Source organism: Sphingomonas sp. NFR04, from assembly GCF_900114095.1.
In the GTDB taxonomy this organism is placed as follows: domain Bacteria; phylum Pseudomonadota; class Alphaproteobacteria; order Sphingomonadales; family Sphingomonadaceae; genus Sphingomonas.
Genome location: NZ_FORV01000001.1, coordinates 816,916 through 834,528, shown reverse-complemented (window position 1 = coordinate 834,528; position 17,613 = coordinate 816,916). Strand labels below are relative to the sequence as shown.

The following is a 17,613-nucleotide window of genomic DNA, read 5'->3' as shown; positions in this document are numbered from 1 at the left end:
AATAGGTGAGGCCGAGCCCCTTGTCCAGCGGATTCGTTATCGCGATATATGATTTTGTCCCGCCGCTGTCCGGCGGGGAGGAGTTTCTGCCCATGCCAGCCCCGCTTCCGCTCGACGGCCAGCTCTGCTTCTCGCTCTACAGCGCGAGCATGGCGATCACGCGCGTCTACAAGCCGATCCTCGATCGGCTGGGGATCACCTATCCGCAATATCTGGTGCTCCACGCACTGTGGGAACAGGACGGCCGCACGGTGGGCGCTATCGGCGAGCGGCTGGCGCTCGAATCGAGCACGATCACCCCGCTGGTGAAGCGGCTGGAGGCCGCCGGGCTGGTCGAGCGCAAGCGCAACCCGGAGGACGAGCGCCAGGTCCAGGTGTTCCTCACCGACCAGGGCCGCGCGATTCGCGAGGAGTGCGGCTGTCTGGGCGAGGCGATACTGGAGAAGACCGACCTGACGCTGGAGCGGCTGGCGGCGCTCAACCGCGAGGCGCAGGCACTGCGCGACTCGCTGGCGCGGGCGTGAGGGCCTCCAGTCCCTTCGCACCCTACACCGTCATCCCCGCGAAGGCGGGGATCCATTGCCGCTGAACCCGCGGTTCTATTCCAAAGCGTCCTGGCAAATGGATTCCCGCCTTCGCGGGAATGACGATGGATTTTGTGGTACGGCTGGCACGCGATCCCAGGTTTGCTGCGCCGTCCCACCACGCTAAGGGACGAACACGCCCCCCCCCCACATCTGCTGGAACCCCCGTTTCGATGCTGCGCCTGTCCGGACTTTCCCTGCCCCTCGACCATCCCGCCGATGCGCTGGCCCCGGCGATCGCGGCGCGGCTGGGCGTGGCGCCGGCCGACGTGCGCGGCTTCACCATATTTAAACGCGGCAATGATGCGCGGCGGCGCAGCGCGATCCTGCTGGTCTACACGGTCGACGTCGACCTTGTTGACGAAGCCGAAGTGCTGGTGCGCCTCGCGGGCGACAAGGACGTGCGGCCGACGCCGGACATGACCTACCGCCCGCCGGTCCAGGCGCCGCAAGGCTGGCAGGGCCTGCGCCCGGTGGTGATCGGCGCGGGCCCCTGCGGGCTGTTCGCCGGCCTGATCCTCGCCCAGATGGGCTTCCGCCCGATCATCGTCGATCGCGGCAAGATCGTGCGCGAGCGGACCAAGGACACCTGGGGCCTGTGGCGCCGCTCCGAGCTCAACCCGGAGTCGAACGTCCAGTTCGGCGAGGGCGGGGCGGGTACCTTCTCCGACGGCAAGCTCTATTGCCGGGTCAAGGACCCGCGCTTCCTCGGCCGCAAGGTGCTGGAGGAGTTCGTGAAGGCCGGCGCGCCGGACGACATCCTCTGGCAGGCGCACCCGCATATCGGCACCTTCCGCCTCGTCACGATGGTGGAGAGCATGCGCCGCACGATCGAGGAACTGGGCGGCGAATATCGCTGGCAGACCCGCGTCGACCGAATCGAGCTCGACGCCGAGCGCAAGATGCGCGGCCTGCACTTGCACGACGGCAGCTTCCTGGAAGCGACCCACGTCGTCCTCGCGGTGGGCCATAGCGCCCGGCCGACCTTCGAGATGCTGCATCAGGTGGGCGTGCATCTGGAGGCTAAGCCCTTCTCGATCGGCGTTCGGATCGAGCATCCGCAGAGCTGGATCGACCGGGCGCGGTTCGGCAAGTGCGCCAAGCATCCCGACCTCGGCGCGGCCGCCTATGCGCTGTCGCACCACTGCGCAAATGGCCGCACCGTCTACAGCTTCTGCATGTGCCCCGGCGGGCGGGTGGTGGCGGCGACCTCCGAGGAGGGCCGCGTCGTCACCAACGGCATGAGCCAATATTCGCGCGCCGAGTTCAACGCCAATTCCGGCCTCGTCGTGGCGATCGATCCCGCGCGCGACTATCCCGGCGGTCCGCTGGCTGGCATCGAGCTCCAGCGGAAATGGGAGGACGCGGCCTTTATCGCCGGCGGCTCCAACTACAACGCGCCGGGGCAGCTGGTCGGCGACCTGCTCGCAGGGCGCCCCTCGACGGCGCTGGGCCAGGTGGTGCCGAGCTACAAGCCGGGGGTAACGCCCACCGATCTTTCCGCCTGCCTGCCGGACTTCGTGATCGAGGCGTTCCGCGAGGCGCTGCCGGTATTCGGCCGCCAGATCGCCCGCTACGACCATCCCGAGGCAGTGATGACCGGCGTGGAGACGCGCACCTCGTCGCCGCTGCGGATCACGCGGGGGCCGGATTTCCAGAGCCTCAACACGCCGCAGCTGTTCCCGGCGGGCGAAGGGGCAGGCTATGCTGGCGGCATCCTTTCGGCAGCGATCGACGGCATCAAGGTTGCCGAGGCGGTCGCGAAGAGCATCATGGCGGATTAACCACGGCATTTTGGCTTTATAAGAAATCGTGACTTCGCCGCGTCTATAATGGGTGGCGAAGGGAACGATTGTGCAGGATTATCGCGAAGCCGCGCGACTGGACGCGCTGCATCAACTGAAGCTGCTCGACACGCCGCCGAGCGAGCATTTCGATCGCATCACTCGGATGGCGGCGCAGATTTTCGACCTGCCGATCGCGGCGGTGTCGCTGACCGACAGGGACCGGCAATGGTTCAAGTCGCGTGTCGGAGTCGAACATGACAGCATCCCGCGTGACAAGGCGCCGTGCTCGGAAGTCGCCGAGGCGCGGGACCTGGTGGTGATCGAGGACTTCACGACGCATCCCTGCTACTCCGACAGCCTGCTTGCCGAGCATGGCACGCGCTTCTATGCCGGGGCGCCGCTGGTGACCAAGGACGGCTATGGGCTCGGCGCGCTCTGCGTGCTGGGTGCCGAGCCGCGCATCGCCAAGCCCGAGGAACTGGCAGCGCTGACCGATCTCGCCGCGATGGTGATGGAGCAGATCGAGCTGCAGCATTCGTTCGGCCGGATCGACCCGATCAGCGGACTGCCGACCCGCGCGCAGTTCCGCGACGACCTCGCCGATCTCGCGCTCGACTGCCCCGGCCAGGCGCATGTCGCGGTGGTGGCCGATCTTGCGCGCGACGATCAGATCGCCAAGATCGTCGGCGCGATGGGCGCGGCGCGGCTGGACGAAATGGTGCGCGAGGCGGCGCATGCGATCCAGGCGGCATTGGGCGCAGACCGCACCGCCTATCATGTCGGCACCACCCAGTTCGCCTTCCTCTCCCCGCCGGACGTCGATGTACAGGCCTATGTCGCCGTGCTCGAACGCGGTTTTGCGGCGATCCGCGCCACCTCCAGCGTTCGGTTCGTGACCAGCGTCGCGATCGGGGTGCGGCCCTTCCGGCTGGGCGAGGTGCCGCCCGAGGACGTGCTGCGCGGCGCCGCCAGTGCGGCGCAGGACGCGCGGCGCAATGATGGTGCGATCGCGCTCTTTTCCGCCGCGCGGGACAACGAGATGCGCCGCCATTATGATCTGCTCCAGGATTTCGGCGCAGCGCTGGAGTCGGGGGACCAGTTGCGACTGGTTTTCCAGCCCCGCGTCGACCTTGCGACCGGTCGCTGCCTAGGGGCGGAGACGCTGCTCCGCTGGCGACACCCGACGCTGGGCGACATATCGCCCGCCGAGTTCATCCCGATCATCGAACAGACCGCGCTGGCGCGCCCCGCCACCCAATGGGTGGTGGAGCACGCGCTCGACCAGCTCGCGTCGTGGAGTGCTGCGGGGCTGGACCTGACGCTCTCGATCAACATCTCGGCCGCCAACCTGATGGAGGCCGATCTGATCCAGCGCATCCAGCTGGCGCTGATCACGCGGCAGCTGCGCCCGTCGCAACTGGAGATCGAGCTCACCGAAAGCGCGATGATGGCGCAGCCGGAAAAAGCGCTGGCGATGCTGCGCGAACTGGCCGAGGCCGGCATCGCGCTGGCGATCGACGACTTCGGTACCGGACACAGCAGCCTGGCCTATCTGCAGCAGGTGCCTGCGCACGTGGTGAAGATCGACCAGGCGTTCGTCCGCGGCCTCACCGCCGCCTGGGGCGCCGATTACGTGCTGGTCGAGACGATGGTCGGCCTGCTCCACAAGCTCGGCCGCCGCGTGGTGGCGGAAGGCGTGGAGACCGAGGATGCCGCGGCGATTCTCGCGGGCATGGGCTGCGAGGAAGCGCAGGGATACTGGTTCGCGCGGCCGCTGGAAGTAGCGGCCTTCGCGGAGTGGATCGCGGCGCGAAAGGCGCTTGCGGCTTGAGTGTTTCCTCCCCCGGCGTGCCGGGGGAGGGGGACCGCGCCGCACCGCGGCGTGGTGGAAGGGGCGCGCCGCTAGGCGCGGCCGGCGGTCGGCCCCCTCCACCACCGCCTTCGGCGGCGGTCCCCCTCCCCCGGTTCGCGAGGGAGGAAATGCTCATGGTGTTGGTGGGCTAAGCGGCTTCGTTGAACTGCAGCGCCGCCAGCCGGGCGTAGAGCCCGCCTTGCGCCACCAGCTCGGCATGGGTGCCCGTCTCGACGATCCGTCCGCCGTCCATCACGATGATCCGTCCTGCCGCGCGCACCGTCGCCAAGCGGTGGGCGATCACCAGTGTGGTGCGGCCCTGCATCAGGTGCTCGAGCGCGTCCTGCACCAGCTTCTCGCTCTCGGCATCCAGCGCGCTGGTCGCCTCGTCGAGCAGCAGGATCGGCGCGTCGCGAAGCAGGGCGCGGGCAATGGCGAGCCGCTGGCGCTGGCCGCCCGAAAGCCGCGCGCCGCCCTCGCCGAGGAAGGTGTCCAGCCCGTTCGGCAGGTTGCGCAGGAACTCGGCGGCGTTGGCCGCCTCGGCCGCGGCCCAGATCGCATCGTCGCCCGCTTCCCATGCCCCGTAGCGGAGATTGTCGCGGGCGCTGGCGGCGAAGATAACCGTTTCCTGCGGCACCATTGCGATGCGGGCGCGGACGTCGGCCGGATCGGCCTTGGGGATGGCGACGCCATCGACCCGGATCTCGCCGCTTTCGGGATCGTAGAAGCGCTGGAGCAGCTGGAACAGCGTCGACTTGCCGGCGCCCGAGGGGCCGACCACCGCGACCGTCTCGCCGGGCGCCACGAACAGCGAGAAGTCCTGCAGCGCCGAGACTTCGGGCCGCGTCGGGTAGCGGAAGGTGACGGCGTCGAACGCGATTGCGCCCTCGGCCGGGCTGGGCAGCGCGACCGGGTTGGCCGGTGGCGCGATGTCCGACTCCTGCTGGAGCAGCTCGGCGAGCCGGCTCGCGGCGCCCGAGGCGCGGAGCAGGTCGCCATAGACTTCGGTGAGCGCGCCGAACGATCCGGTGACCAGGCCCGCGGTGATGACGAAGGCGGTGATCGCGCCGCCGCTGATCTGCCCGGCGGCGACGCCCGACACCGCATCCCACATGATCAGCGTGATCGCGGTGAACAGCAGGCCGATCACCAGCGCGGTCATGATCGCGCGGAGGGCGAAGCGCTTCTGCGCGGCGGCGAAGCTGCGCACCACGGCGTCCTGGAAGCGCTGGCTCTCGCGGCCCTCCTGCCCGAAGGCCTGGACGATCCGCATCGCCCCCAGCGTTTCGGAGGCGATCGCGCCGATATCGGCCACCCGATCCTGGCTCGCCCGCGAATATTGCCGCACCCGTCCGCCCAGCCAGACGATCGGCAGCACAGTGAGCGGCATGCCGACGATCAGATAGGCGGCGATCTTGGGCGACAGCACGAACAGATAGATCACCCCGCCGATGCCGGTCAGCAGGTTGCGCAGCGCGATCGACACGGTGGAGCCGACCACCTGCTCGACCAGCGCGGTATCGGAGGTGAGTCGCGAGGCGATTTCCGAGGGACGGTTTTCCTCGAACCATTTCGGCGGCAGGCGCAGCAGATTGCGGTGCACTGCAACGCGAAGGTCCGCCACGGTCCGCTCCGCCACCCAGGAGATGAAGAAGAAGCGGATCGCCGTCGCCACCGACAGCAGCAGGATCACGCCCAGCAGTCCCTCGAAATAGACGCCGATGCGGCTGGTATCGACCCCCTTGGCGAAGCCGTTGTCGACGATCTTCTGGAAGGTCCGCGGGATCCACAGCGTGGCCAGCGACGAGGTTACCAGCGCAATCGACGCGATGACGATCTGCAGCGGATAGCGGCGGGTGAACTGCCAGATGACGAGCAGGCTGCTGAGCTTGCGGCGTGGCGGCGGCGGGGTCGTGTCGGCCATGGTAACAGCGACTAGCGCGGTTCGCGGGGCAGGGGAACCACCTCCGCTTCTCTCGGTTCCGCATAGGTACGACGTTGCGACGCACAACGCCGCCGTCTATATGAGTGGTAAGACAACCCCCGCTGCAGGGATCGGGGCACGGGGAAGGAATTTTATGCTGTACGACGCTTACGAATTCCAACGTTCTATGCTCGCAGGCGCGAGTGCTCTGGCCAATTTTGGCGCCGGCCTGCTCAACAATCCGGCCAATCCGTTTGCCTATTTTGGCGGCGGACCAGTGATGGCCTCCGCGCTGGAAGTGTTCGCGCACGCCTCGGCGCCGCGCGGCAAGCCGGACTTCGCGCTCGACTTCACCGAGATCGACGGCCGCCGGGTGGAGGTGCGCGAAGAGATCGTGCTGCGCAAGCCGTTCGGCCAGCTCAAGCGCTTCGTGCGCGACGGCGTCGAGGGCGGCCCGAAGCTGCTGATCGTCGCGCCGATGTCCGGCCACTATGCCACGCTGCTGCGCGGCACGGTGCAGCGGATGCTGCCGGTGGCCGACGTCTACATCACCGACTGGCGTGATGCGAAGCTGGTGCCGACCAGCGAGGGCCGCTTCGACCTCGACGACTATGTCGATTACGTGATCGACTTCCTGGCGCATATCGGCGCCGAGGGCGCACCGCGTCCGCACATGCTGGCGGTGTGCCAGCCCTCGGTGCCCTGCTATGCCGCCGCGGCGGTGATGAGCGCGGACAACCATCCCAATCGCCCGGCGACGCTCACCATGATGGGCGGCCCGATCGATACGCGCGAGGCGCCGACCGCGGTCAACACGCTGGCGACCGAGCGGCCGTACAGCTGGTTCGAGCACAACGTCATCGCCACGGTGCCGATGACCTACGCGGGCGCGGGCCGGAAGGTGTATCCGGGCTTCCTGCAGCTCGCCGGCTTCATGACGATGAACCTCGGCAACCATCTCATTTCGCACTGGGAGATGTTCAAGCATCTCGTCCAGGGCGACGACGAGAGCGCCGATTCCACGATGAAGTTCTACGAGGAATATCGCTCGGTCTGCGACATGACCGCCGAATTCTACCTTCAGACGATCGCCACCGTGTTCCAGACGCATGCGCTGCCCAAGGGCGAGATGCTGCATCGCGGCCGCAAGGTCGATCCGGCAGCGATCACCGACATCGGCATCCTCGCGATCGAGGGCGAGCGCGACGACATCTCCGGCATCGGCCAGACCAAGGCGGCGCTGACCATCGCGACCAAGCTGCCGGAATCGCACAAGCAATATCATCTGGCCGAAGGCGTTGGCCATTATGGCATCTTCAACGGCTCCAAGTGGCGCAACCGCATCGCGCCGGTCGTCGAGCAGTGGATGGCCACGCACGGCGGGTGAGCCGATTGCCAACCCTCTCCCCACCGGGGAGAGGGCCGTAGCTACCCAGAAAATACACCGTCATCCCCGCGAAGGCGGGGATCTATTGGCGCTGAAGCCGCGGTTCTTTCCCCGAACGTCCTGGCAAATGGATTCCCGCCTTCGCGGGAATGACGGTTGATGTGTGGGCGGTCTGCCCCATCCCCCCACGAGGGAGGATGGGATCGGCGGCCTCAAATCCCCCCTTCGTCCAGGCTGAGCAGCGTCGCGTTGCCGCCGGCGCTGGTGGTATCCACCGACACCGCCCGCTCCGCGCAGAAGCGGTGCAGATAGTGCGGGCCGCCCGCCTTGGGGCCGGTGCCCGATAGGCCCTCGCCGCCAAAGGGCTGCGAGCCTACTACCGCGCCGATCATCGAGCGGTTGATGTACAGGTTGCCGACGCGCGCCTCCGCCTCAACCAGCTCGGCCGAGCGCGCGATGCGGCTGTGCAGGCCCATGGTAAGGCCGAAGCCCTTGGCGTTCACCCGTGCCACCGTCTCGCCCAGCGTGCCCGCCTTCCAGGTGGCGACGTGGAGGATCGGGCCGAACCATTCGCGGGTCAGGTCTTCCGGGCGGTCGATGCGGATCATCGTCGGCGGCACGAACAGCCCGGTGGCAGGCACCGGCACGGTCTTGATCCACTGGGCCTTGGCGCTGTCGCGATAGGCCATCAGCTTGTCATAGGCCGCCTGGTCGATCACCGGGCCGATATCGGTGCGCGGATCGGCGGGGTCGCCGAGGATCAGCAATTCCATCGCGCCGCGCAGCATCTCGATCACGCCCTCGGCGATCTCCTCCTGCAGCAGCAGCAGGCGCAGCGCCGAGCAGCGCTGCCCCGCCGAGCGGAAGGCCGAGGTGAGCACGTCGGCCACCACCTGTTCGGGCAGCGCGGTGGAATCGACGACCATCGCGTTGATGCCGCCGGTCTCCGCAATCAGCGGCACCAGCGGGCGATCCTCGCCTTCGAGCAGCGACGCAGCGATCTTCTTGGCGGTCGGCGTCGAGCCGGTGAACGCCACGCCGGCGATGCGCGGATCGGACGTGAGCGCGGCGCCTACTTCCGGCCCGCCGGTCACCAGCACCAGCGCGTCCTCCGGCACGCCCGCCTGATGCGCGAGGCGCACGGCGGCGCGGGCGATCTCCGGCGTCTGCGGCGCGGGCTTGGCGACCACGGCGTTGCCCGCGACGAGCGCCGCCGCGGTCTGGCCGAGGAAGATCGCCAGCGGGAAGTTCCACGGCGCGATCGTCGCCCAGACGCCGCGACCTTCCATGCGCAGTTCGTTGCGCTCGCCCGTCGGCCCGGGAAGGGTGATCGGGGCGAGGCCGGTGCGGGCCTGGAGGGCGTAGTAGCGGCAGAAATCGGCAACTTCGCGGACTTCGCCGAGCGCGTCGGGGAGGGTCTTGAAGGCCTCCTTCACGGCCAGCGCCATCAGCTCGATGCGGTTCTCCTCGAGCAGGTCGGCAAGGCGCTCGAGGATCGCGGCGCGGGTGGCGAGCGGGGTGGCGGACCAGCCGGGGAAGGCGGCGGTTGCGCGGTCGATGGCACCACGTACAAGCCCCTCCCCTTCAGGGGAGGAGTTGGGGGTGGGGGCTGAGCTGGGAGCGAGTCCTTCGCTTGAGGCTACAGGCCCCACCCCAACCCCTCCCCTGAAGGGGAGGGGCTTTTGCTGGATGGCCATCGCGGTATCCGCCAGCACCGTCCGCTCGGCGAGATCGATCCCGCCCGAATTCTTCCACGCACCAAACAATTCCACCGGCAACGGAATGCTCGGGTGCCGCGTGCCGCCCACCGCCGCGATCTTCTCCACCGGATCGGCGAGCAGTTCCGCTTCGCTCAGCTGCTCGTCGGCAAGCTGGTGGACGAAGCTGGAGTTCGCGCCATTCTCGAGCAGGCGGCGGACGAGATAGGCCAGCAGGTCGCGATGCCCGCCCACCGGCGCGTAGATGCGGCAGTGATAGCCTTGTTCGTTGACCAGCCGCTCGTACAGGCCTTCGCCCATGCCGTGGAGGCGCTGGAACTCGAAGTCGCGGCTGTTGCCGGCCCAGTCGAGGATGGTGGCGACGGTCAGCGCATTATGGCTCGCGAAGGCCGGCACGATGTTTTCCGCCGCAAGCATGTCGCGCGCGCAGGCAAGGTAGGAGACGTCGGTCGCCGCCTTGCGGGTGAACAGCGGATAGTCGGACAGGCCTTCCACCTGGGTGCGCTTGATCTCGCTGTCCCAATAGGCGCCCTTGACCAGCCGGACGTGCATCGGGCGGCCGAGATCGTCGGCCCAGCCGATCACCGCGCGGGCGCGCTTGCCATAGGCCTGCACCGCCATGCCGAAGCCGTTCCAGCCCTTCAGCTCCGGCCGCCGCGCGACCGAGCCGATGATGTCGAGGCTCATCTCCAGCCGCTCGCTCTCCTCGGCGTCGACGGTGAGCGGGATGCCCTGCGCCGCCGATTCCGAGGCCAGCTGCGCCAGCATGTCGGTGAGTTCCGGCACGCAGCGATCATATTGCGCGACTTCGTAGCGCGGGTGGAGCGCGGAGAGCTTCACCGAGATCGAATGCCCCGCCTTGGGATCGCGGCCGACCGCGCGGATCGCCTCGAAATAGGCCTGGAAATAGCGTTCGGCATCGGCCTTGGTCCGCGCCGCCTCGCCCAGCATGTCGAAGCTGGCGGTGAAGCCCTTATTCTCCGGCTTCTTCATCCGCTTCATCGCCTCGTCGATGGTGCGACCCATCACGAAGACCTCGCCCATTCGCTTCATCGCCGCGCCCACCGCCTGGCGGACGAAGGGCTCGCCGGCGCGCGAGATCAGCCGGCGGAGCGCCCCGGTCTTCTCGTCGCCGACCAGCGCGCGGCCGAGCATCAGGCCCCAGGTGGCGGAGTTCACCAGCACCGAGTTCGACTTGCCCGAATGCGCCTTCCAGTCGGCATCGCCCAGCTTGTCGGCGATCAGCAGGTCGGCGGTCTCGGGATCGGGGACGCGCAGGAAAGCCTCGGCGAGGCTGAGCAGCGCGACGCCCTCGGACGAGTTGAGCCGATATTCCTGGAGGAACTGGTTCACCCAGCCGCGGGTCTGCGCCGCGCGCAGGTCCGCCAGCGCCGCCAGGGCATGATCCATCACCCGCTCGCGCGAATCGGGCGTGAGTCGCGCGCGCTCCAGAAGCGGTTTTAGAACATCGGGTTCGGCCGCGCGGTGCAGCTTGGCCATCAATTCGCGGTGGTGTGACGGTACGGCAGTCGGCATTTTCCAGTTTCCGGTCGGCTAAAGCTTGCAGGGAGGCGGGTGGCCCCACTAGATATGGCGTGCCTATGAAAGATAATTACGCGAGAGGATAGTGTTGGCGGCGACCCTCACCCCGCAGGCGATGGCCGAACGGATCGGCGCCGAGCATGTCTCGGACTGGGTGGAGGTCACCCAGGCGATGATCGACCAGTTCGCGGAAGCGACGGGCGACCACCAGTTCATCCATGTCGATCCCGTGCGCGCGGCCGAGACACCGTTCGGCGGCACGATCGCGCATGGCTTCCTCTCGCTGTCGTTGATGCCGGTGCTGGCGGCGCGCACCGATGCGCCCGCCATCGAAGGCGCGCGGATGGGCGTGAACTATGGGGGGAACAAGGTGCGGTTCCTCACCCCGGTTCGCTCGGGCAAACGGGTGCGCGGGCGGTTCACGCTGAAGAAGTTCGTCGAGCGGCAGCCCGGCGTCTGGGAACAGGTGCAGGAATATCAGCTCGAGATCGAAGGCGAGGAGAAGCCGGCGGTAATCGCCGAGTGGATCGCGCTGGTGTACACGTAACGCAACGTAGCCCCTCCCCTTCAGGGGAGGGGTTGGGGGTGGGGGATGAGCGATCCGCCAGCCCTTCGCTGTTAGAAAGTGCCCCACCCCAAACTCCTCCCCTGAAGGGGAGGGGCTTAAGAATTCAGAAGAGAGGAACCCTATGCGCTCCGCAGTCATCGTTTCCACCGCCCGCACGGGCATCGGCCGGGCCTATCGCGGGGCGTTCAACGCCACGCCGGCCCCGACGCTGGGCGCGCACGCGATCCGCGCCGCGGTCGAGCGGGCGGGCATCGAGCCGGGCCAGGTCGACGACGTCGTGTTCGGTGCCGCGCTCCAGCAGGGCAGCCAGGCGCCCAACATCGCCCGCCTTGCGCTGCTCCGCGCCGGCCTTCCGGTGGAAGTGCCGGGCATGTCGATCGACCGCCAGTGCGCCTCCGGCCTGATGGCGATCGCCACCGCCGCCAAGCAGATCGTCGTCGACAATATGGACATCACCCTGGGCGGCGGCGTGGAATCGATCAGCATCGTCCAAACCCCGCAGATGCGCGTCGAACCCGATCGCTCGCTGATCGCGATGCACAACGATACCTATGTGCCGATGCTCCAGACCGCCGAAGTGGTCGCCGCGCGCTACGGCATCGGCCGTGACGCATGCGACGCCTATGCGCTCCAGTCGCAGCAGCGCACCGCCGCCGCGCAGGCAGCGGGCAAGTTCGACGACGAGATCGTGCCCGTCACCGCGACGATGAACCTGGTCAACAAGGAGACCAAGGAAGTCTCGCAGAAGGAGATCACGCTTTCCAAGGACGAGGGCAATCGCCCCGAGACGACGCTGGAAGGCCTGCAGGCGCTGCAGCCGGTGGTCCCGAACGGCACCGTCACCGCGGGCAATGCCAGCCAGCTGTCGGACGGTTCTTCGGCCGCGGTGCTGATGGAGGAGAAGCTCGCCGAGAAGCGCGGGCTCACGCCGCTGGGCCGCTATATCGGCATGGCGGTGGCGGGCACCAAGCCCGACGAGATGGGCATCGGCCCGGTCTATGCCATCCCCAAGCTGCTCGAGCGCTTCAATCTGAAGATGGACGATATCGGCCTGTGGGAGCTCAACGAGGCGTTCGCGGTGCAGGTGCTCTACTGCCGCGACAAGCTGGGCATCCCCAACGAGCTGCTCAACGTCAACGGCGGGGCAATCTCGATCGGCCATCCCTATGGCATGTCGGGCGCGCGGATGACCGGCCATGCACTGATCGAAGGCAAGCGCCGCGGCGCGAAGTACGTCGTCGTCACCATGTGCATCGGCGGCGGCATGGGTGCAGCGGGTCTTTTCGAGACGCTGTAACTACTTGACCGGAGGGTGCGGCGCGCTGCACCCTCCCTCCATGACAGCAGCCAGCTATCGCGACGGGGTGTCGCTGCGGAACGGCCTCCGCGCCATCGGCCAGAGCTTCGTGTTCCACGGCCGCTCGACCCGCAGCGAGCTGACCAGCGCGCTGATCCTGATTGCGATCGGCGAGCTGCTGCTGTTCCTCGGCTTCCATTTCCTCCATCCGCCGACGGCGCTGGGCGTCACCGTCTTCTGGCGCCGCGTGGCGGTGGAGGAGGCGCTGGCGCTGCTGCTGTTCGTGCCGCTGATCGGGCTGATCGTGCGGCGGCTGCACGATGTCGGTCTGCCGGCGATCCCCGGGTTGCTGCTCGCGGCGATCGGCGTGGCGGGGGATCTGGACCGCACCCAGGTGGCGATCGGCCTGCATCCCGGCGTGCCGATGCTGCCGCTGGCGGGGCAAGTCGCGCTCGCGATCCTGGCAGTCGCGCTCTATTGGTCCCCGGCGATCGGCGCCAATCGTTTCGGTGCGGACCCGCGCGCCGCGTGAAATGGGTGCGTAAAGCACACTAATCGTCGCTTATTTATTGCTACGGTAACCATTGTTAGCGATATCGCCTGTCCGAGTTTCGAGAAGAAGCCGGCAGGGGAGAGAGGGCTCGATGGAAGATGGCGTGGCGCTGGTGGCCGATATCGGCCGACAATCGGTTCGCTTCGGCCTGACCGGCGGCGGCGACGACGCCGAGCCGCGCGAGATCAAGCGCTTTTCCAACGCCGACCATCAGACCTTTACCAGCGCCCTGGTGGCGTATCTTTCCGGCGTGGGCCTGCGCGATGCGCGACTGCCCAGCGTGCTCGCAGTCGCAGGCGCGGTGCGGGGCGACCTGATCAATCTCACCGGCAGCCGCTGGTACATCTCGCTGGCGGGCGTGGAGGCGGTGCTGCGCGAAAAGCCGGTCGCGCTCAACGAATGCGCCGCCAATGCGCTTGCGCTCACGCGGTTGCCGCCGACAACGTTTACTGCGCTCCCCGGTGCGGCGCCCAAGCCGATCACCCCGGGCGGCAATTACGCCGTTATCGGCGTCGGCACCGGCCTCGGCGTCGCGGCGCTGATCAGCGCCGATGGCCGCCATGTGCCTGTGCAGAGCGAGGCAGGGCATATCGGCTTCGCGCCCCAGAACGGCGACGAGGAGCGGTTCGCCACCTTCTGCAAGGCGCGCGGCGGGCTGGTCGAGGTCGAGACGCTGCTCAGCGCCAACGGGCTGCTGCTGGCCTATGAGGCGCTGTCCGGCGGCAAGCGGCTGCCCGCGCCCGAGGATGTGACCCGCAATGCCGGCCGAGATCCGATCGCCGGCGCGGTGGTGCGCATGTTCGTCGAGCATCTCGGCGCGTTCGTCGGCGATCTGGCGCTGACCTTCGATGCGTGGGACGGCGTGTTCCTCACCGGCGCGATCGCCCGCGCGCTGGAGCCGCAACTGAAGCAGCCGGGCTTCCGCAGGCGGATGGAGGCGCGCACCGCCTTTCGCCGCCAGCTTGCCGAAACCCCGGTGGCACTGGTCAACCGCGCCGACCTCGAACTGATCGGCGCCGCCGCTGCGATCCGGAACGCCTGAGCGGACCTGCACGTTACCCGCAGGTATCCAAACTCGGGAGACGATCATGGCCGACAAGGTCGAACTGAAGAAGCATTTCTGGTCCAAGCTGGCGGACAGCCCCTTCATGATGGCGGGCCTGCAGGACGGCCAGCACAGCGAACCGCTGACCGCGCAGCTTGACGAGGATCAGGTCGACACGATCTTCTTCTTCATCGGCAAGGACAATCGCATGGCCCAGGGCGGCAAGGCGATGCTCCAGTTCGTGTCCAAGGGGCATGACTTCTTCGCCTGCCTCTCCGGCACCGCGCGCGTCGACAACGACTTCGCGATGATCGACAAGCTGTGGAACAGCCAGGTCGAGGCCTGGTTTCCGGGCGGCAAGCAGGACCCGAATCTCGCGCTGCTCCGCGTCGACATCGACGATGCCGAGCTGTGGGAGACCGATATGTCGCTCACCGGGAAGGTGAAGATGCTGTTTGGCGGCACGATCAAGTCGGACGAGACCGGCAGCCACGCCAAGGTCGAGACGACCGCGGAGCGCTGAACCCACATTGACCTGCGGACGCGGCCGCGCGATTCAGGGACATGGGTCCTTCGCTCGCACACCGCGTCCGCACCGAGGCGCATGCCGTATGGCTCGCCATCCGCGATCCGCGTACGCCCCTGGCTGCGCGGATCGTTGGCATATTGGTCGCGGCATATGCGTTGTCGCCGATCGACCTGATCCCCGATTTCATCCCCGTGCTCGGGCTGGTCGATGACGCCATCCTGATCCCGCTGGGCGTATGGCTGTTCGAGCGGCTGATCCCGGCCGAGCAGTTCGCCGAGCACCGTGCGGCGGCCGAAGAAGCGAGCCACCGACCGGTGAGCTGGGGCGGGATTGCCATCGTGCTGGGGGTATGGGCGCTGCTGGCGTGGAGCGTGTGGAGCTGGCTGGTGACGAAGTATGATTGAGGATTTGATCGCCTCATCCCTCCAACTTCGTCATTCCCGCAAAGGCGGGAATCCATTTGCCAGGACGCTGGGGGCTGGAACCGACGATTCAGCGCCAATGGATCCCCGCCTTCGCGGGGATGACGGCGGATAGCGCAGGGGCGGCCCCTCAGCGCTCGCCGTCTTCCTTGTCGACGCGCATCACCGGCGTCACCTCCGGATAGGGCATGATGATCCGCCCGTCGGGGGCCGCGGTGTAGGTGGTCTGGGTCGGGTAGGGGATGCTGATCCCCTCGTCCGCCAGCCGGCGGACGATGCCGATCAGGATGCGGTCGCGAGTGGGGTGGCCAACGTCCCAGCTGCCGGTCGCGACCTCGGCAATCAGCTCATAATCGATCGAGCTGTCGCCGAATCCCGAAAAGCCGTTGCGCACCGCGGTCGCGCCGTTCGCCTCGACGATCTCCTTGAAGATGTCGTGCAGCTTTTCCAGCTTCTCCGGCGGCGTTTCGTACGCCACGCCGATCTTGAACGGCAGCCGGATGCGCGTGCGATCGGTGAGGTTCTGCAGTTCCTTGTCGAGCAGCTGACGGTTCGAGATGATGTGCATCTCGCCGTCGAACGAGCGGACACGGGTGGACTTGAGGCCGATTTCGGCCACCGTGCCGCTGGTCTGGTCGAACTTGATGTTGTCGCCGACGCGGAAGGGGCGGGTGAACAGGATTGAGAGCGCCGCGATCAGGTCGCCGAAGATGCCTTGCGCGGCAAGACCGATGGCGATGCCGCCGACGCCCAGACCGGCGATCAGGCCGGTCACGTTCACCCCGACATTGCCGAGCACCATCACCAGCGCGATGGCGAACAGCGCGATCGAGATGAGCAGGCGGATGATGCCGACGGCGCTCGCCAGGCTTTCGCTGGGGCTATCGCCGCGGGTGCGATGCTCGATTAGCCCGAAGATTACCTCGCGGATCCAGATCGCGACCTGGAAGGTGACCGCGATCGTGAACAGGAAGGTGATCGTCTTGTCGAGCAGCGGTGGTGTCTCGGCGACGTTCACCACGAGCCGGATCGCGGTCATCACGATGAAGAAATTGTTGGTCCGCGAAATCGTGCGGCCAAAGATCGTGTACCAGTTGGCGCCGTTGCCATCGCTGTTCCGGCACAGCCGCATGCCCCAGGAGCGCAGCGTGTGGAGGAACAGCGCAATGCCGACCGCGATGCCGATCGCGACCAGTATGCTCAGCCAGTGATCGGCGATCCAGTCGGGCGTGTCGCCGATGAACGCCTTGAGCTGGCTTTCGAAATGGGTCGGCTTGGTGCGTGCGGTGATCAGCATCGGGTCTCGTCAGGCTGCCTTGGCGGGCTGTTCGGCCGGATCGGTCTCCAGGAAGACGATCAGGCCGCGTTCGTAGCGGTCGAGGTACTGTGTCGTGCGGGGCAGGCGCAAGCCGGCACGGAACAGCGCCTGCCCCGGCTTGTCGCGCGCAAGCTCGATCAGCCGCGGATGGACATAGGATTTGCGGGCGATGGCGGGGGTGTTGCCCAGCGCCTCGGTGACCGGTTCCAGCAGCGTCTTCAGGCCGACATAGTCCTCGGCCTGCGCCAGCGTGCGGAAGGCGATCACGCTCGCCCCCCAGGTGCGGAAATGCTTGGCGCTGAAATGCTCGCCCATCGCCTCGCGGATATAGGCGTTCACGTCGCTGGAGGTGACGGGGTGCGCCTCGCCCGCGTCGTCGATCCAGCGGAACAGGTTCTGGCCGGGCAGATCCTGGCAGCGCTTGACGAAGCGGCTGAGCGACTTGTCGGTCACCGTCATCACCCGCAGCTTGCCGGACTTGGCGCGGAACTGGAGCTTGAGCGTGCCGCCGGCGACCTTCACGTGGCGCTTGCGCAGCGTGGTGGCGCCGAAGCTCTTGTTCTCCTGCGCATAGGTCTCGTTGCCGACACGGATCGAGCCGAGGTCGAGCAGGCGGACGACGGCGGCCACCGCCTTGTCCTTGCACAGCCCGCGCAGCCGGAGATCGCTCTCCACCTTGCGACGGAGGCGGGGCAGGCGCTCGCCGAACATCCCGCAGCGATCGTACTTCGCCGCCTCCTGCGCCTCTCGAAAGCCATTGTGGTAGCGATATTGCTTGCGGCCCTTCACGTCATAGCCGGTTGCCTGGATATGGCCGTTCGGATCGGGGCAGAACCAGGCGTTCTCATAGGCGGGCGGCAGGCCGATGGCGTTGAGCCGGTCGATCTCGTCGCGGTCGGTGATGCGGGTGCCGTCCGCGTCGAAATAGCCCCAGCCATGGCGCATCTTGCGCCGGGTGATGCCGGGGGCCTGGTCTTCGACATAGACGATGTCGGCGCTGTCCATCGCGGTTCCTTGGGGCAGAGCCTAGGCAAATGCGCCGCAGCAACAATTCGTTCCGGAACAAGGGGCAGGGGCTCCGGGTTGG

The 17,613-nt window shown here is 67.5% G+C and carries 14 protein-coding genes; 10 read left to right on the top strand and 4 right to left on the bottom strand.

Annotated features, from left to right (window positions below):
- The first annotated feature begins 92 nt into the window (after nucleotides 1-92).
- The 3 genes from BM009_RS03720 (at nucleotide 93) to BM009_RS03710 (ending at nucleotide 4,202) form a co-directional block, all read left to right on the top strand.
- Nucleotides 93-524, top strand: a complete 432-nt coding sequence (locus BM009_RS03720) for a MarR family winged helix-turn-helix transcriptional regulator (protein WP_093293921.1) — start codon at nucleotides 93-95, stop codon at nucleotides 522-524.
- A 233-nt stretch (nucleotides 525-757) separates the two neighbouring features.
- Nucleotides 758-2,368 (top strand): NAD(P)/FAD-dependent oxidoreductase, encoded by a 1,611-nt coding sequence (locus BM009_RS03715; RefSeq protein WP_093293920.1) that lies wholly within the window; start codon nucleotides 758-760, stop codon nucleotides 2,366-2,368.
- 70 nt (nucleotides 2,369-2,438) lie between these two features.
- On the top strand, nucleotides 2,439-4,202 hold the full coding sequence (locus BM009_RS03710) for a putative bifunctional diguanylate cyclase/phosphodiesterase (RefSeq protein WP_093294621.1): 1,764 nt from the start codon (nucleotides 2,439-2,441) through the stop codon (nucleotides 4,200-4,202).
- 169 nt (nucleotides 4,203-4,371) lie between these two features.
- Here BM009_RS03710 and BM009_RS03705 read toward each other — a convergent pair whose 3' ends face one another.
- Complete coding sequence (locus tag BM009_RS03705; protein ID WP_093293918.1) at nucleotides 4,372-6,147, bottom strand: ABC transporter transmembrane domain-containing protein; 1,776 nt, start codon at nucleotides 6,145-6,147, stop codon at nucleotides 4,372-4,374.
- A 154-nt stretch (nucleotides 6,148-6,301) separates the two neighbouring features.
- Between BM009_RS03705 and BM009_RS03700 the strand changes: the two genes are divergently transcribed.
- A complete protein-coding gene (locus tag BM009_RS03700; RefSeq protein ID WP_093293916.1) occupies nucleotides 6,302-7,534 on the top strand; it encodes a polyhydroxyalkanoate depolymerase in 1,233 nt (410 codons plus the stop codon).
- Between the two features lie 212 nt (nucleotides 7,535-7,746).
- On the opposite strand, the gene putA is transcribed toward BM009_RS03700, so the two are convergent.
- Entirely contained in the window at nucleotides 7,747-10,788 is a 3,042-nt protein-coding gene (gene putA / locus BM009_RS03695) for a bifunctional proline dehydrogenase/L-glutamate gamma-semialdehyde dehydrogenase PutA (RefSeq protein ID WP_093293914.1), read from the bottom strand.
- Between the two features lie 121 nt (nucleotides 10,789-10,909).
- On the opposite strand from putA, the gene BM009_RS03690 reads away from it, so the two are divergent.
- The 6 genes from BM009_RS03690 (at nucleotide 10,910) to BM009_RS03665 (ending at nucleotide 15,190) form a co-directional block, all read left to right on the top strand.
- The gene (locus BM009_RS03690) at nucleotides 10,910-11,341 is read left to right on the top strand and encodes a MaoC family dehydratase (protein WP_093294619.1); all 432 of its coding nucleotides are present in this window, start codon (nucleotides 10,910-10,912) and stop codon (nucleotides 11,339-11,341) included.
- Between the two features lie 142 nt (nucleotides 11,342-11,483).
- The gene (locus tag BM009_RS03685) at nucleotides 11,484-12,659 is read left to right on the top strand and encodes an acetyl-CoA C-acyltransferase (RefSeq protein WP_093293913.1); all 1,176 of its coding nucleotides are present in this window, start codon (nucleotides 11,484-11,486) and stop codon (nucleotides 12,657-12,659) included.
- 40 nt (nucleotides 12,660-12,699) lie between these two features.
- Entirely contained in the window at nucleotides 12,700-13,191 is a 492-nt protein-coding gene (locus tag BM009_RS03680; RefSeq protein ID WP_093293911.1) for a DUF805 domain-containing protein, read from the top strand.
- A gap of 112 nt (nucleotides 13,192-13,303) precedes the next feature.
- Complete coding sequence (locus tag BM009_RS03675) at nucleotides 13,304-14,254, top strand: glucokinase (protein WP_093293910.1); 951 nt, start codon at nucleotides 13,304-13,306, stop codon at nucleotides 14,252-14,254.
- A 46-nt stretch (nucleotides 14,255-14,300) separates the two neighbouring features.
- Nucleotides 14,301-14,780 carry a pyridoxamine 5'-phosphate oxidase family protein gene (locus BM009_RS03670; RefSeq protein WP_093293908.1) on the top strand — a complete coding sequence of 160 codons (480 nt, stop codon included), beginning with the start codon at nucleotides 14,301-14,303 and terminating at the stop codon, nucleotides 14,778-14,780.
- Between the two features lie 41 nt (nucleotides 14,781-14,821).
- Nucleotides 14,822-15,190, top strand: coding sequence for a YkvA family protein (locus BM009_RS03665; protein WP_093293907.1), 369 nt, complete (start codon nucleotides 14,822-14,824; stop codon nucleotides 15,188-15,190).
- 148 nt (nucleotides 15,191-15,338) lie between these two features.
- On the opposite strand, the gene BM009_RS03660 is transcribed toward BM009_RS03665, so the two are convergent.
- Together BM009_RS03660 and BM009_RS03655 are read right to left on the bottom strand one after the other, a co-directional pair.
- On the bottom strand, nucleotides 15,339-16,505 hold the full coding sequence (locus BM009_RS03660) for a mechanosensitive ion channel family protein (RefSeq protein WP_093293905.1): 1,167 nt from the start codon (nucleotides 16,503-16,505) through the stop codon (nucleotides 15,339-15,341).
- Between the two features lie 9 nt (nucleotides 16,506-16,514).
- Entirely contained in the window at nucleotides 16,515-17,531 is a 1,017-nt protein-coding gene (locus BM009_RS03655; RefSeq protein ID WP_093293903.1) for a DNA topoisomerase IB, read from the bottom strand.
- Nucleotides 17,532-17,613: the final 82 nt, after the last annotated feature.